General features: G+C 71.2%; 12 protein-coding genes and 1 pseudogene. 8 read left to right on the top strand and 5 right to left on the bottom strand.

What is annotated here, in order from left to right:
• Nucleotides 1–2: 2 nt before the first annotated feature.
• Nucleotides 3–275, top strand: a complete 273-nt coding sequence (locus BG418_RS02015) for a DUF1876 domain-containing protein (protein ID WP_188271875.1) — start codon at nucleotides 3–5, stop codon at nucleotides 273–275.
• 46 nt (nucleotides 276–321) lie between these two features.
• Here the strand turns inward: BG418_RS02015 and BG418_RS02010 are convergent, their stop codons facing one another.
• Complete coding sequence (locus BG418_RS02010) at nucleotides 322–684, bottom strand: cupin domain-containing protein (RefSeq protein ID WP_188271874.1); 363 nt, start codon at nucleotides 682–684, stop codon at nucleotides 322–324.
• Between the two features lie 212 nt (nucleotides 685–896).
• Nucleotides 897–4,382 carry a M28 family peptidase gene (locus BG418_RS02005; protein ID WP_317453465.1) on the bottom strand — a complete coding sequence of 1,162 codons (3,486 nt, stop codon included), beginning with the start codon at nucleotides 4,380–4,382 and terminating at the stop codon, nucleotides 897–899.
• 160 nt (nucleotides 4,383–4,542) lie between these two features.
• On the opposite strand from BG418_RS02005, the gene BG418_RS02000 reads away from it, so the two are divergent.
• From BG418_RS02000 to BG418_RS01985, 4 genes and pseudogenes are all read left to right on the top strand, one after another.
• On the top strand, nucleotides 4,543–5,529 hold the full coding sequence (locus BG418_RS02000) for a LysR family transcriptional regulator (protein WP_188271872.1): 987 nt from the start codon (nucleotides 4,543–4,545) through the stop codon (nucleotides 5,527–5,529).
• Nucleotides 5,530–5,646: 117 nt separating this feature from the next.
• On the top strand, nucleotides 5,647–7,017 hold the full coding sequence (locus BG418_RS01995) for a cytochrome P450 (RefSeq protein WP_317453464.1): 1,371 nt from the start codon (nucleotides 5,647–5,649) through the stop codon (nucleotides 7,015–7,017).
• Nucleotides 7,018–7,112: 95 nt separating this feature from the next.
• The gene (locus BG418_RS01990) at nucleotides 7,113–7,469 is read left to right on the top strand and encodes a hypothetical protein (RefSeq protein ID WP_188271870.1); all 357 of its coding nucleotides are present in this window, start codon (nucleotides 7,113–7,115) and stop codon (nucleotides 7,467–7,469) included.
• 189 nt (nucleotides 7,470–7,658) lie between these two features.
• Nucleotides 7,659–8,870 (top strand): annotated as a pseudogene (locus BG418_RS01985) (MFS transporter); the annotation flags it as partial.
• Here the strand turns inward: BG418_RS01985 and BG418_RS01980 are convergent.
• Together BG418_RS01980 and BG418_RS01975 are read right to left on the bottom strand one after the other, a co-directional pair.
• Entirely contained in the window at nucleotides 8,838–10,274 is a 1,437-nt protein-coding gene (locus BG418_RS01980) for a HAMP domain-containing sensor histidine kinase (RefSeq protein ID WP_317453463.1), read from the bottom strand. The pseudogene BG418_RS01985 and the gene BG418_RS01980 sit on opposite strands and share 33 nt — an antisense overlap.
• A complete protein-coding gene (locus BG418_RS01975) occupies nucleotides 10,271–11,005 on the bottom strand; it encodes a response regulator transcription factor (RefSeq protein ID WP_188271868.1) in 735 nt (244 codons plus the stop codon). The genes BG418_RS01980 and BG418_RS01975 overlap by 4 nt, the downstream gene beginning before the upstream one ends.
• Nucleotides 11,006–11,165: 160 nt before the next feature.
• On the opposite strand from BG418_RS01975, the gene BG418_RS01970 reads away from it, so the two are divergent.
• From BG418_RS01970 to BG418_RS01960, 3 genes are read left to right on the top strand one after another with little or no spacing between them, the layout of a single operon-like run.
• Complete coding sequence (locus BG418_RS01970; protein ID WP_188271867.1) at nucleotides 11,166–12,518, top strand: ferric reductase-like transmembrane domain-containing protein; 1,353 nt, start codon at nucleotides 11,166–11,168, stop codon at nucleotides 12,516–12,518.
• An 11-nt stretch (nucleotides 12,519–12,529) separates the two neighbouring features.
• Nucleotides 12,530–12,970 (top strand): FMN-binding protein, encoded by a 441-nt coding sequence (locus BG418_RS01965; RefSeq protein WP_188271866.1) that lies wholly within the window; start codon nucleotides 12,530–12,532, stop codon nucleotides 12,968–12,970.
• Nucleotides 12,963–13,727: an FAD:protein FMN transferase gene (locus BG418_RS01960; protein WP_188271865.1), complete on the top strand. Its 765-nt coding sequence runs from the start codon at nucleotides 12,963–12,965 to the stop codon at nucleotides 13,725–13,727. Before BG418_RS01965 ends, BG418_RS01960 begins: the two co-directional genes overlap by 8 nt.
• A gap of 34 nt (nucleotides 13,728–13,761) precedes the next feature.
• Here BG418_RS01960 and BG418_RS01955 read toward each other — a convergent pair whose 3' ends face one another.
• Nucleotides 13,762–14,574, bottom strand: coding sequence for an SAM-dependent methyltransferase (locus BG418_RS01955; RefSeq protein ID WP_188271864.1), 813 nt, complete (start codon nucleotides 14,572–14,574; stop codon nucleotides 13,762–13,764).
• Nucleotides 14,575–14,602: the final 28 nt, after the last annotated feature.

The raw sequence follows: 14,602 nt of genomic DNA, 5'->3' as shown, positions 1-14,602 counted from the left end.
TCATGACCACGCTCGTCGGGTGGCATGTGGAACTGGAATTCTCCGAGGAGGGCGACCGCACCAGCGCGGCGGCCCTGGTCAGACTCGGTGACGGCACCGAGGTGAAGGGGCGCGGCTACGCCATGCGCCACCCCTCCGACCCGGAGCAGCTACGGGTCGGCGAGGAGATCGCGGGTGCGCGCGTCCTCATGGATCTCGCGTCGCAGCTGTTGCAGAAGGCACACGGTGAGATCGACGAGGCCACGGGACGGAGGTCCTATCCGCTGACCCACTAGACGCCGACCCACCAGACATGGCCGAAGCCCGAAGCCGTCCCGGCTGTCAGGCCTTCGCGTAGTCCGCGAAGCCCTGCCAGTCGACGACGACGCACGGCTCGTCGCCGAGCACCCACGCGTCATGGCCGGGCGCGATGTTCATGTAGTCGCCCGGACCGAAGTCCTCCTCCTGGCCGTCGCTCATGACGACCTTCATCCGCCCGGAGACGACGTAGGCCGCGTGGGCGGCCAGGCAGTTGTCGGTCTTGGCGATGGGCTTGACGTGCTCGGACCACTTCCAGCCCGGCTCGAACGTCGCCCGGCCCACCGCGCCCGCGTCCACGTTCACCAGCTCAAGGCGCCCCTTGCCGTCCTCGAAGGGACGGACTTCCTCCGGCGAGTCGAAGCTCTTTCGTACGAGACCGGCCATGACGGTGCTCCTTGGGCGGCGAGAGGGGGATGCGGCACGCGGCCGCGAAACGTCCGGTCTCGAACGTATCCGCGCGCCCGACGGACTGCGATCGGCCGGGGCCGTATGGGTGACGCCACCTCATTTCACCTGCGGAAACCGTAGAAAAACCCACGGTATCCGCCCCGGCCCGCAAGCCGGAGCGGATACCCATCGGACACGCGCGGACAGACTCAGCTCACATCGAGCGCGACGTCGTCCACCACGTACGACGTCTGGAGCGCCTGGTCCTCCACTCCGTTGAACTTGAGGACGACGGTCTGTCCGGCGAACTGCGAGAGGTCGTAGGACTTCTGGACGTAGCCGGAGTTGGCGTCGAGGTTGGAGAAGGTCGCCAGGGTCTTGCCGCCCACCGAGACGGTGAAGACGTCATAGGCCACGTTCTCGGTCTCGTCCGTGTCGATGTGCTGGTAGAACGACAGCCGGTAGGTGGAGCACCCTGCCGGGATCGCCAGCGACTGCGAGACGCTGTCCGTGTGCGGGGAGCCCCAGCCGTTGAGCCATGCCATGTACGAGCCGCTGTGCGGCGACTCCCCGGCCTGGTTGGTGATCACACCCGAGGTCGCCGACCAGGGACTGGAGCCGTTCTCGAAGCCCCCGTTGACGACCACCTGGCGCGGCGTGCAGGTGCCGCCGCCCCCGACGGTCAGCGTGTACGTGGTGCTGTGGGTGACGGTGCCGGAACCCGTGACCGTCAGGGTGTACGTGCCCTGCTGGGCGGAGGCGCCGACCTGTACGGTCAGCGTCGAGGAGCCGCCCGACTGTACGGACGTCGGGCTGAGGGTCGCGGTCACACCGTTCGGCGCGCCCGAGACCGACAGTGCGACCGTCTGCGCGGCACCGCTGACGGTGGTGGTGTTCACCGTGGACGTGACACTGCCGCCCGCGTTGGCGTTGCCGGAGGACGGGTTGGTCGCGATCGAGAAGTCCTGTGCCGGGGTGCCACCGCCCACGGACGTCTTCCAGATCGTGTAGGCGACGCCGTCCGCGCTGCGGTCCAGCTCCGTGGCGCCGATGTTGCTCGTGGTGTCGCAGGCGCTGTGGTAGCAGGAGTCGTAGGGGGCGTTCGCGGTGCCGCCCCACTTGGCCGCCTGCGCCGACGTCTTGGTGTCGCTGGCTCCGGCCGCGTAGCCGGAGGTGAGGATGCCGGCCGACTGGAAGGAGGCGTCGTCACTGCGGCCCTGGCCCTCGACGTTCTCCTCGGGGGCGAGGTTCAGCGAGGCCCAGTACGCCTTGAGCGGTGCGGCCGTGGCGGAGCCGACGTTGTCGATGAAGTAGCCGCCGTTGGGCGAGCCGACCATGTCGAAGTTGTAGTAGCCCTTGATGGCCGCGCGCTGGGCGCTGGAGAGCTGGTTGACGTAGAACTTGGAGCCGTTGAGGCCCTGTTCCTCGTCCGTCCACCACGCGAAGCGCACATGCTTGGTCATGGTGGGGTTGCGCTGTGCGAGGGCCAGCGCGTTCTCCAGGAGCGTGGCCGAGCCCGAGCCGTTGTCGTTGATGCCGGGGCCCGCCGAGACGCTGTCGAGGTGCGCTCCGAACATCACCGTCTGGTCGGTGGGCCCGCCGGGCCAGTCGGCGATCAGGTTGTTCGACGGGTAGGTGCAGGTGGAGCAGTTCTGCTCGGTGACGGTGTATCCGGCGGCCTGCAGTTTGCCCTTGATGTACGCCGCCGACTGGGTGTAACCACCGCTGCCCGCACGGCGGTTGCCGCCGTTCTGCGAGGCGATGGTTCCGAGCTGCGCCAGGTGCGCCTGGACGTTGGCCACGTCGATGTTCGGCGGGTCGTTGCCCGGTGGCGTGCTGCCGACGGTGAGTGCGTAGTCGACGGTGTGCGAGAACGTGGTGCCCTGACCCTTGATCGTCACGGTGGAGCTGCCCGGCGCCGCGTTGGCGGTGGCGGAGAGCGTGAGCACCGAGGACTGGCCGGACTGCACGGTGGCCGGGTTGAAGGAGGCGGTGACACCGGAGGGCAGGCCGGAGGCGGTGAGGGCCACCGACTGGGCGGAGCCGGTGGAGACGCTGGTGGACACGGTCGTGGTGAGAGACCCGCCCTGCTGGAGCATGCCGGACGCCGGGTTCAGGGCCATCGAGAAGTCGTCGTTCTGGCCGCTGGGCGTACAGGTCGGGTCGCCGCTCTGCGCGGGCACGCTGATCGCGTCCCAGGCCGCCTTGGTCCGGTTGAAGAGGTTGCAGGTGGTGAGGTCGAGCGCCTTGGCGGCGCTCAGGGTCGCCGAGCGGTACTTCTTGTACGACATGCCGCTGGTCTTGAGCAGCATGCCGCCGTAGAAGATCTTCCCGGCGTTCTGCACGCCGACCCCGGTGACGGTGGAGTTGTCGCAGGTGGGGCTGTTCGGCTTGCCGCCGCCGGGGCTGCTGCCCTCGGCCAGCAGATAGAACCAGTGGTTGAGCGGCCCGGCGGCCTTGTGCACCTCGGTGCCGGGTATCGAGGAGCTGTAGCAGTTGGGGTCGTTGTTGACGAGCGACGGGTTGTACATGTTCCGGATCGGCCCGTTGCCCTGGAGGTTGATCATCTCGCCGACGGTGTAGTCCGGGGTGTCGTACGGCGCGGGCTCGTTGGCGTACGCCTCGGTCAGCGCGCCGAAGATGTCCCCGGTGGCCTCGCCGAGACCGGACTCCTGTCCGCTGGTGCCGCTGGGGGTGTTGCTGTCGATGGCGTGCCCGTACTCATGGGCCACCACGTCGATGCCGGAGATCCACTCGTTGGCGCTGTTGTGCCCGATGGTGACGGAGCTGCCGTCCCAGTACGCGTTGAGGTCACTGAGGCCGACGTTTCCGGGGAAGCTGCGGCCGTTGCCGTCCACGCCGTTGCGGCCGAGCCACGCGCCCAGCATGTTCCACTCCTTCTGCGCGGCGAACATCAGGTCCGCGCAGCCGGTCTCCTTGCTGGTGGGGCTGCCGGTGCCCCAGGAGTCCGAGGACTTGGTGAGGACCGCGCCGGTGTCGTAGTCCGCGCAGCTCAGGCCCGGCCGATTGGGGTCGCGCAGCGAGTAGCTGCCGCCGGAGCTGGTGGTGTCGATGCTGACCGGCGGCGGGCCGTTCCACTTGCTGTTGTCGGTGCCCGCCACCACCTCGTCGTGGGTGTCGACGACCTTGCCGGTCCGGGCGTCGACGAACACATGCAGTTTGCTGGGGGCGGTCTTCGTACGGCCGGTCAGGACCGTCTCCCAGGCCAGGGTCGCCTTGTCGTCGACGAGCCGGACGACAAGGCGACTGTTGATGACCTTGTCCACCTTCGCGAGCTTCGCGCGTGCGGTGGTTTCGGCCGACTTCGCGCCGACCGTCGCGGTGGTCGCCACATCGATCCTCGACGAGGACGCGGAGCGCACGGCCCGCACACGGCCGTCGCCGTCCGCAAGGACCACCGCGTCGCCGCCCACCACCGGCAGACCGCGGTAGCTGCGCTCGTACGCGATGGAGTAGAGGTCCTTCACCCAGGGGGTGACCATGCGTCTCTCGTACTGTTCCTGCGGGGAGTTGACCAGGGTGTCGAGGCCGCTGCGCACCGCCTGGTCGGCGGCGGCGAGGGCGCGGGAGACAGCGGTGGGCCGCTGGTCGGACCCGGACTGCGAGCGGTGTGCGGCCGATGCCGTACCGGCTATGGCTCCGGTGAGGCTGGTGGTCAGTGCCAGGGCTGCCACGGCGGCCGTCAATCTGAAGGGGCGCAACGTCCACTCCGATCGTGGGGGGCCTGTGCTTCGCCGCCGAGTATGGACGTGGACATGGCAAAATAGGTACATACCAATCGGGCATAGGACGCGGGTTATGGCCTGCTGAAGACGTGCTGTGTACGTTCGGAAGATGCAGCTGGAGCTGAGGCACTTACAGGCTGTCTGCCAGATCGCGGAGGCCGGAAGTCTGGGCCGCGCGGCCCGCCGCCTGGGGGTGTCGCAGCCCTCGCTCTCCGCCCAGCTGCGCAGGATCGAGCGGGTGACCGGCGGCGACCTCTTCGTCCGCAGCCGGTACGGAACGGAGCTCACTCCGCTCGGCCGGTTCGTCCTGGCGCGGGCGCGCCGAGTGCTCAGCGAGATGGACGCGTTGGGGACACGCACGCGTTCCGTCGCCGCCGACGCGCCGCTGCGGCTCGGCTGCATCCTGCTGGTCCTGGTGGACGGTCTCCTCGAACAGACCGACATCTCCCTGTCCGGCCGCGAGATCACCGTGGAGCTGGAGCACTCGGTGACCGCGCTGGCGCGCATGCTCGGCGCCGGACGGTACGACGCCATCGTGTACGGCGAGGTGAACGGCCACGAAGTCCCGCTGCCCGAAGGGGCCATGGTCCGCACCCTGATCCCCGAGGAGCCGTTCTCCATTCGGATATCGGCCCAACATCCCCTGGCCACAAGGGAGTTCATCGATCTGGCCGACCTCGCCGACGAGTCCTGGATGGCCCTGGTGGAGGACGACGACGGCGGGCCCGAGGCCCTGGTGGAGGCCTGCGCGAGGACCGGGTTCGTGCCCGCGCTGCGGCACCGGATCACCGATCGCAAGATGCAGTACGCCCTGATCGCCCGGGGCCGCGCGGTCGCCCTGAGCCAGCCGACGGCGCCGGAGGCGGACGGCACCGTGATGCGGCCACTGCTCGGCGCCCCGCTGTCCGGACGTATCCGCCTCGCCTGGAACCGCTCGGCGATCCCGCCGCAGCAGGCCGAGTTGCTGTATCGCGCGGCGGCCTGCGCCTATCTGGCCAACGTCGACAACAACGCCTTCCACCGGGCCTGGTGGGACGCCCACCCCGAGCTCCATCCGCCGTGCGAACCGGAGCGGCTGCCGCCCTCGGACGCGTGACGTCCGGGCACCACTGGCCTGTCGCACCCCGACACCGGGCAGAACCTCCCTATGGTGAACCGCATCCGGCACACCCCGGGAGTCCCCTTGCCCGTATCAGCGCCCACACTGCGCCCCGTGCACGGCCCGCGCGGCCTGCCGGCGCTGGGTAATCTCCCCGCCTTCGGGAAGGACCCGCTGAGCTTCTTCGCGCGGCTGCGCGACGACTTCGGGGACGCCGTGACCTGGTCACTCGGCCCCCGGCGCAGCCTGTTCGTCTCCCGCCCCGAGCACATCATGGAGATGCTTGCGGCCCGGGAGGACACCTACGACATCCTGACGATCGGCTGGGTGCTCCAGCAGGTCGTCGGCAACAGCGTCCTCCTCAGCAAGGGCGGCGACTGGCGGCGCAAGCGCTCGCTGGTCCAGCCCACCGTCCGGCCGCGCCAGGTCCGTACGTACGCCGACACCATGGTCGAATGCGCGGGCGCGGCGGCTGGCGGGTGGCGCGACGGCGAACGGATCGACGTCCACCGGGAAATGGCGCTCATCACCCAGCGCGTGGTGGTGCGCACGCTGTTCGGCAACGACCTCGGCGAGCAGACAGCGGCCCTGAGCCGGGCGATGGACTTCGCGGGACGGGCCGTGGGCGACGAGCTGCGCAGCGTCGGCCTCTTCCTGCCCGCCTGGGTGCGCACCCCGTCCCGGCGGCGCGTACTGAAGGCCGTGGAAACCATCGACACCGAGGTGCACCGCCTCATCGAGGCGCGGCTCGCGGCGGGCGGCGCCGCCGAGGAGCGGGACGACCTGCTCAGCCGGCTCCTCGCGGCCCGCGACGAAGAGGGTCGGCCACTGACGCCCAAGGAGGTGCGCGACGAGGCGGTCACCCTCTGGGCCGCCGGTCACGAGACCACCTCCACGGCCCTGACCTGGACTCTCTATCTGCTCGCCCGGGCGCCCGAGGTGCGCGCCCGACTGGAGGCGGAGCTGGAGCGGGTGCTGGGCGGGCGGCCGCCCACGATCGACGACTATGACGACCTCGCCTGGACCCGGCAGATCGTCAAGGAGGCGATGCGCCTCTATCCCCCGGTCTGGACCGTCCCCGCGGTCGCCCGCGAGGGCGCCACGCTCGGCGGGACGCGTATCCCCGCCGGCACCATCGTGTGGTGCAGCCAGTGGACCGCCCACCGGGACCCGCGCTGGTTCCCCGAGCCCGGGAGGTTCCGCCCCGAACGCTGGGGCGCCGACGCCCCGGACGCGGTGCCCGACCACTCCTGGTTCCCGTTCGGCGGCGGCCAGCGCACCTGCCTGGGCGCGCGGTTCGCCCAGGTCGAGGCCGCCCTGGTGCTGGCCACCCTCGCCCAGCGCTGCCACCTCGACCTGCCCGGCACCGAGGCGAGGCCGCACGCCGGACTGCTCCTGCAACCCGCGACCCCGCTCCGGGCCACCGTCCGCAATCGAACCCGCCGGACGGCGAAGCCGCACCCGGGGATCGGGGAACCGGGTTAACACCCTCGGCGGTCGGGTGAAGCCAGGTTTCGTCGCTGCCCGTAACGGTGATCGCTGACAAGGTCACGTTCCGTCTCCGATTCACAGGAGAACACATGCGTTTGCGTACCACGATCGCCGCCAGTGTCCTGGCCCTCGGCGCGGTCCTCGGCGGGGCCGGATCCGCCCTCGCCCACGACGACTGCGACCACGACAACGGTCGCCACCACAACTACAACCGCGACCACGACTACGGCCGTCACAACGACAGCTACGGCCGCGACAACGACAACGGCCGCCACAGCAACAGCTACGGCCGCGACAACGACTACGGTCGCCACCACAGCTACGGCCGTGACCACGGCAAGAGCCACGAGTGCCACACCGCCATGGGCAGCAGCGCCAACCGCGGCTCGTTCTACGAGAACGACTGCAAGTCGGACAACGACCGCGGCGACCGCCACCACTACTGAGCCGGCCGGCTCATCCCTGAGCCCCTCCGGACGCACGTGCACATGTGGTGCCACCGCTGCGCAGGCGGTCGGCGCCACATGGCGCGTTCAGGCCCCATGAACGCCAGGTGACACCGCCTCAAGTGGCCCATTGATCAAGATGTTCAATGGACCACCCAACAGGGCCACCGGGGCCATAGTGTCGTGTCCATGAAGATCTGGCAGACGCCTTTCGCGGGCCCGCGACGCCTCCTCGCGCTCGCCCAGCTCAGCAACTCCGTGGGCGACGGCGCCTACTACGTCACCTCCGCGCTCTACTTCACCCACGTCGTCGGCCTCTCCCCGGCGCGTGTCGGGCTCGGGCTCACCGTGGCCTGGGCGATCGGGTCCGTCGCGGGCGTGCCGCTCGGGCGGCTCGCGGACCGGCGCGGGCCCCGGGGGACGGCGGTGCTGCTGGCCCTGGCGACGAGCGCGGCGGTCGCGTCGTTCCTGTTCGTCCGCGCCTTCCTGCCCTTCGTCATAGCCGCCTGCCTCTACGCCACGGCCCAGTCCGGACTCGCCGCGGCCCGCCAGTCGCTGCTCGCCGGGCTCGTCCCCGAGGGCGAGCGGACGGGCCTGCTCGCCCGCCTCCAGGCGACGCTCAACGCCGGGCTCGCGGTGGGCGCGGCGCTCGGCGGTGTGGCCCTGCGCGCGGGCACGACCGGCGCGTATCTCACGGTCTTCGCCATGGACGCGGCGAGCTTCCTGGTGTGCGCGCTGCTGCTGTGGCGACTGCCCGCAGTGGAACCGGTGCCCACCGGCAAGGACGGCCGCCTCATGGTGCTGCGCGACCGGCCGTACGTCGTGGTCGCTCTCCTCAACACCGTCCTGCTGCTGCGGATGCCGCTGCTCAGCCTGGGGCTGCCGCTGTGGATCACCGAGCGTACGAACGCGCCGGCCTGGCTCGTCTCGGCGCTGTTCGTCCTCAACACTGGCGCCGTGATGCTCTTCCAGGTACGAACGGCCGGTAGTGTCACGGGACTTGGGACGGCGATACGTGCCGTACGCCGGTCCGGCGCCGTCATGTTCGCGACCTGCCTGGTCTTCGCGCTGTCGGCGTTCGGCAGCTCCACCTGGGTGGCCGTCGCGGCGCTCCTGGCCGGGTCGGTGCTGCTCGTGGTGGCCGAAATGCTGCACTCGGCGGGCTCCTGGCAGCTCGGCTTCGGCCTCGCCCCGGCCGACCGGATCGGCGAGTACCAGGGCCTGTTCGGTACGGGCGTCACGGTGGCCCGCACCCTGGGCCCCCTGCTGCTGACCGCGCTCCTGGTGGACTGGGGAACCCCGGGATGGCTGGTGCTCGGCGGCGCGATACTCGTGGCGTCGTACGCGATGGGTCCCGCGGCTCGGCGCTCAGCCCGGCAGCGTGATGCGGAAGACGGTGTGGCCGGGGCGGCTGGTGACGTCGACCGTGCCCTGGTGGCCGGTGACCACGGCGTGCACGATGGCGAGGCCGAGGCCGGTGCTGCCCGTGCTGCGTGAGCGGGCGTGATCGGCGCGGACGAAACGGCCGAAGACCTCCGGCTGGAGCTCCGGAGGGATGCCCGGCCCGTCGTCCGTCACGGTGAGCACGGCCCCGGCGCCCTCGGTGGACAGGGCGACGGTCACCTCGGTGCCGGGCGGGGTGTGGGTGCGGGCGTTGGCGAGGAGGTTGCCGATGGCCTGCTGGAGGCGGTGGGCGTCGCCCGTCACGGTGACCGGCTCCTCGGGCAGGTCAAGCAGCCAGCGGTGGCCGGGACCGGCGGCGCGGGCGTCGTCGAGCGCGTTGAGAACGAGCAGTGTCAGATCGACGCTCTCGCGCTCCAGCGGGCGCCCCGCGTCGAGGCGGGCGAGCAGCAGCAGATCGTCGACGAGACCCGTCATACGCTGCGACTCGGCGTCGATGCGCTCCAGCGCGTGATGGACGGCCGGGGGCACGGAGCCCTGGTGGCGCAGGGCGAGCTCGGCGTGACCGCGGATGTTGGCGAGCGGGGTGCGCAGTTCGTGGCTGGCGTCCGCGGCGAAGTGGCGCAGCCGCTCCTCGCTGGCATGACGCCGTTTCAGGGCGTCCTCGATATGGCCGAGCATATGGTTGAGCGCGTTGCCGACCGTGCCGACCTCGGTGGCCGGATCGGCGTCCGCCAGCGGCTCCGGCATCGCGATCTCGCCGCTGGCGAGCGGCAGTTGGGCAACGTTGGCCGCCTGTACGGTGACCCGCCGCAGGGGCCGCAGGGAGAGCCGCACCCACAGCGCGCCCGCGATTCCGGTGGCCACCAGGGCGACGCCGAACACCACGGCCTCGACCGCTTCGAGCCGGTGCAGCGTCTCCTCGATCGGATGCAGCGGCAGCCCGGTGATGAGCACGTCCTGGTCGTCGCCGTGCACCGCGATGACACGGTAGGCCCTGAGCCGGTCGAGGTGGATGTCGTGCCCGTGCCCGTCGACCGGTACGGACGCGAGGGCGTGGCGATCGGCCGGGGTGAGCGGGACACGATGGTCGGCCGCGTCGTGGACCACGGCGGCCTGGGTGACGACGCCATTGAGGAGCCGGGCGCCGAAGGTGGACTCGGCCTGGCCCCGGGTGTCGAAGACGTTGTCGGCGTCGGGCTTGGCCTCGTGTTCCAGGCTCGCCGCGAAGCGCCCGCCGGAGGAGGTGAGCTGCTGGTCCAGGCGCCCCCGCAGAAAGCCTTCGAGGGCGAGGACGGTGGTGACGCCGACGGCGAGGCACGCCAGCGCGAGCAGCGTGACGAGCCCGGCGGTCAGCTGGCAGCGCAGCGTGCGGGGCACGAGCCGTCTCGAGAGTGCTCTCACGACGACTCCGGCTTCAGGACGTATCCCATGCCCCGGACCGTATGGATCATCGGCACCCGGCCAACGTCGATCTTCTTGCGCAGATAGCTGATGTACAGCTCGACGATATGGGCCCGGCCACCGAAGTCGTACGCCCAGACCCGGTCGAGGATCTGGTCCTTGGACAGCACGCGCCGGGGGTTGCGCATGAGGAACCGCAGCAGCTCGAACTCGGTGCGCGAGAGCTCGATGACCGTGTCCGCGCGCCGGACCTCGCGCGCCTCCTCGTCCATCATGAGGTCGCCGACCGTGATCCAGTTCTGGCCGGGCGCCCGGCTCATCCCGGCCCGCCGCAGCAGTCCGCGCAGCCGGGCCAGGACCTCCTCCAGGCTGAAGGGCTTCGTCACGTAGTCGTCGCCGCCCGCGGTGATGCCGGTGATGCGGTCCTCCACCGCGTCGCGGGCGGTGAGGAACAGCACGCACATGCCCGCCGACTCGCGGCGCAGCTCGCGCAGCACCCGCAGACCGTCGATGTCGGGGAGCATCCAGTCCAGGACGACCGCGTCGGGACGGAAGTCACGGGCCGTCTCCAGCGCGGTGGCCCCGTCGGCAGCGGTGCGGACGGCGAAGCCCTCGCTGGTCAGGACACCTGCCAGGACGTCGGTGAGGTCGGGTTCGTCGTCGACGACGAGGACCCGCACGGGGTCGCCGTCCGGGCGCAGCAGCGGGGAGGTGGCGGGGCGCTCTTCCATGGTGTGCCCAGCATCCCCCGGACCGGCCCGCCGCGAGATGTGCGGCGCCTCTGAGTTTCCTCTGAATCGTCTCAGCGGAGGCCGATTCAGAGAGTACGCAGAGGTTGCCCTGTGAAGCTGGCCGTCCATCACCGGAGCGAACCCTTCCGGAGGAGTCCTCATGGCCACCGCCTTCACGCCCACCCCTCGTACGAGCGGGGGTCTGCGCCATCGGCGGCCACGTCGCGATGTCGTGCCGTTCCTCGCACCCCTGGTCATCGGGGCGGGCGGGCTCGGCGTGCTGGCCCTGTGGTGGAGCGACACCACCTCCGTGGTGGGCCCGGCGGGCTGGCTGACGGGCGCGGGGCGCATGACCGGCCTCCTCGCCGGGTACGCCTGCGCTGTCCTGCTGGCGCTGATGGCCCGGGTCCCGGCCCTGGACCACCGCGTCGGCACCGACCGGCTGGCCCGCTGGCACGCGGTGGTCGGCCGGGGCACGGTCGCGCTGATCCTCGCGCACGTGCTGCTGATCATCTGGGGCTACTCGCTGACGTCCCACGCCTCCGTGGTGAGCCAGACGTCCGCGCTGGTCCTGCACTACCCGGACCTCCTCAAGGGCACCATCGGCTTTCTGCTGCTGGTGGCCACGGGCGTGGTCTCCGCCCGCGCCGCCCGCCGCAGGATGAGTTACGAGGTGTGGCACTACCTCCACTTCGCCACCTATCTCGCGGTCTTCCTCGCCTTCGGCCACCAGCTGTCCAACGGCGCGGACTTCGTGGGCAACCGCTCGGCACAGTTGGCCTGGTACGCCCTGTATCTCGGCGTCGCGGCCCTGGTCCTGTGGTACCGCTTCGCCGGTCCCGTACGGCGTGGTCTGCGCCACCGGCTGCGGGTCGCGGCCGTCCACCCCGAGGCACCGGGCGTCGTCTCCGTGTACCTCACGGGTGAGCGTCTGGCCGAACTGGGCGCCGAGCCGGGCCAGTTCCTGCGCTGGCGGTTCCTCGCCCGGGGACTGTGGTGGACGGCGAGCCCGTACTCCCTGTCGGCTGCCGCCCACCCCGGCTGGCTGCGCATCACCGTGAAGGCCGCCGGCGGCCACAGCGCGGCGCTGGCCCGGCTCGCCCCCGGCACCCGGGTCTGGGCCGAGGGCCCCTACGGCAGCTTCACGGCGGACCGGCGCACCTCCGGCAAGGTGCTGCTCCTCGGCGGCGGCGTCGGCATCACACCGCTGCGGACGCTCTTCGAGACCCTGCCGGGCGAGGTGACACTCCTCTACCGGGCGCGCCGCACCGAGGACTTCGCCCTGCGCGCCGAACTCGACGCCATAGCCGCCGCCCGCCACGCGCGGGTCCACTACCTCGCGGACGGCGACGCACCCCTCACGGCACACGCCCTGAGCGCACTGGTACCGGATCTGGCCGCGCACGACGTATACCTCTGCGGCCCGCCCGGTATGACCGAGGCGGCCCGGCGCGCGCTGCGCGAGGCCGGTGTGCCCGGCCGCCGCGTCCACCACGAGTCGTTCGAGTTCTGAGGAGAACCGCCATGCGCCGAGCCGTGCTCGCCTCCACCGGGATCAGCGCCCTGATCGTCACCCTGCTCGCGCTCAAACCGCACCATACGCAGGCGGTGGCCGGGGTGGGACCGCGCCCCTCCCCCACCTCCGCCCCGCGCGCACCGGCGAGCGCGTCGCCCGGCGCACCGGCGGCGACCGGGACGTACACCGGCGATGCCATCGACACACCGTACGGAACCGTGCAGGTGGCCGCCGTCCTCGCGCACGGGAAGATCACCGACGTACGGATACTCCAGGCACCCGACCGCAACGGCCGCGACCAGCAGCTCGCCGCGTACTCGCTCCCGCGTCTGACGCAGGAGGCGCTCGGCGCGCAGAGCGCGCACATCGACGCGGTCTCCGGCGCGAGCTACACCAGCGAGGGCTACATCCAGTCCCTGCAGAGCGCGCTGGACCAGGCCCATGTCTGACGCGCCGCGCGGAGTGCGCCATGTCGAGCATGTGATGGGCACGGTGTTCTCGTTCGACATCCGCGACCGGCCCACCCCGGCGATCCACCGCGCTCTCGCGGAAGCGGTGCGCGGGCTGCACACCGTCGACGCCGTCTTCTCCACCTACCGCCCCGACAGCGCCATCAGCAGGCTCGACCGCGGCGAGATGGCCCTCGGAGACTGCCCGCCCGAGGTCCACGAGGTGCTGTCGCTGTGCGCGACGGTCACCGAGGCCACCGACGGCTGGTTCAGCGTCGTCACCGGCGGCCGCCTCGACCCCTCCGGCCTCGTCAAGGGCTGGGCGATCGACAACGCCTCCCGCCTCCTGTACGACGCAGGTGCCCGCAACACGTGCGTCAACGGCGGCGGCGACCTCCAACTGCGCGGTGAGTCCTCCCCCGGCAACCCCTGGCGGATCGGCATCACCGACCCGCTGCGCCCGGGCGAACTGGTCACCGTCGTCACCGGCACCGACCTGGCCGTCGCCACCTCCGGCACCGCCGAACGCGGGCACCACATCATCGACCCGCACCGCAACACACCCGCGACGGGCTTCGCCTCCGTCACGGTCACCGGCCCCCGGCTGACCATGACGGACGCGTACGCCACGGCCGCCTTCGCCCGAGGAGAGGACGCGCGGGGGTGGTTGGAATCGCTGGAGGGGTACGAGGCGTACGCGATCACGCCGGACGGGCAGTCCTGGCGCACCTCCGGATTCGCCCGCCTGGAAGCGTGACGCGCGGCCTCTTGAGACGCGCGAACCGTCGCCGCTATCCGGCGCGTTGGGCGGTCAGGAACCCGGTGGGGAGCGGGTGCTCGACGGGGCGGCCGTACAGCTCCGAGAGTTCGCGCAGCTCGTACTCCTCGACGCGCCAGCCGCGCTCGCACAGCCAGTCCACCATGCCGCCGCCCAGTCCGCCCTTCCACAGTGACGTGATCCGGGCGAGCTCCGGACCGTCGGGGCGGACGGTATTGCCGCTCCCCCGTTCCGTGGCGACCCGGCTGCCCGGCGCGCTCAGCTCGCCGACGGCGGTGAGGACAGCGGCCGCCTCGTCGGCCGTGAGGTACACCAGAAGTCCCTCAACGAGCCATGCAGTGGGGGCAGTTGGGTCGAATCCCGCCTCCCGCAGCGCCTCGGGCCACGCATGGTCGAGGAGGTCGACGGGCAGCACCGTGCGCGCGCAGCGGGCCACCGCCGTCCGACCGTCCAGCACGCCCTCCTTGAAGTCGAGGATGGGCGGCAGATCCAGCTCGTAGACGCTGGTGTCCGCCGGCCACGGCAGGCGGAAGGCCCGGGAGTCCAGGCCCGCCGCGAGGAGCACCACCTGACGGATGCCCGCATCGCACGCCGCGAGCAACGCGTCGTCGTAGAAGCGCGTACGGATCACGGCGTGATGAGCGAAGCCGACGGCGAGCGGGCTGGGCGTGGCGGAGCGGGCGGGAGGCAGGTCGGCGGCGGCGCGGAAGGCGGCCGCGTACGGGTCGTCGAAGAGCTTGTCGGACCGTGCGCTCTCCCACGCCCGCACTGCGGCCACGGCAAGTGCCGTGCGGCTTACGGGACTTATCGCGTCGGGTGTCGTCATACGCCCACGGTACCGACGGGATGCTCCG

The organism is Streptomyces sp. CBMA152 (genome assembly GCF_014596475.1).
GTDB lineage: Bacteria > Actinomycetota > Actinomycetes > Streptomycetales > Streptomycetaceae > Streptomyces.
This window is presented reverse-complemented; position numbering and strand designations above follow the sequence as displayed.

Coding starts and splice junctions, on each gene's coding strand:
- BG418_RS02015 (WP_188271875.1), top strand. CDS start 3: ATGACCACGCTCGTCGGGTGGCATGTGGAACTGGAATTCTCCGAGGAG.
- BG418_RS01965 (WP_188271866.1), top strand. CDS start 12,530: ATGCGCCGAGCCGTGCTCGCCTCCACCGGGATCAGCGCCCTGATCGTC.
- BG418_RS02010 (WP_188271874.1), bottom strand. CDS start 684: ATGGCCGGTCTCGTACGAAAGAGCTTCGACTCGCCGGAGGAAGTCCGT.
- BG418_RS01975 (WP_188271868.1), bottom strand. CDS start 11,005: ATGGAAGAGCGCCCCGCCACCTCCCCGCTGCTGCGCCCGGACGGCGAC.
- BG418_RS01955 (WP_188271864.1), bottom strand. CDS start 14,574: ATGACGACACCCGACGCGATAAGTCCCGTAAGCCGCACGGCACTTGCC.
- BG418_RS01990 (WP_188271870.1), top strand. CDS start 7,113: ATGCGTTTGCGTACCACGATCGCCGCCAGTGTCCTGGCCCTCGGCGCG.
- BG418_RS01970 (WP_188271867.1), top strand. CDS start 11,166: ATGGCCACCGCCTTCACGCCCACCCCTCGTACGAGCGGGGGTCTGCGC.
- BG418_RS01960 (WP_188271865.1), top strand. CDS start 12,963: ATGTCTGACGCGCCGCGCGGAGTGCGCCATGTCGAGCATGTGATGGGC.
- BG418_RS02000 (WP_188271872.1), top strand. CDS start 4,543: ATGCAGCTGGAGCTGAGGCACTTACAGGCTGTCTGCCAGATCGCGGAG.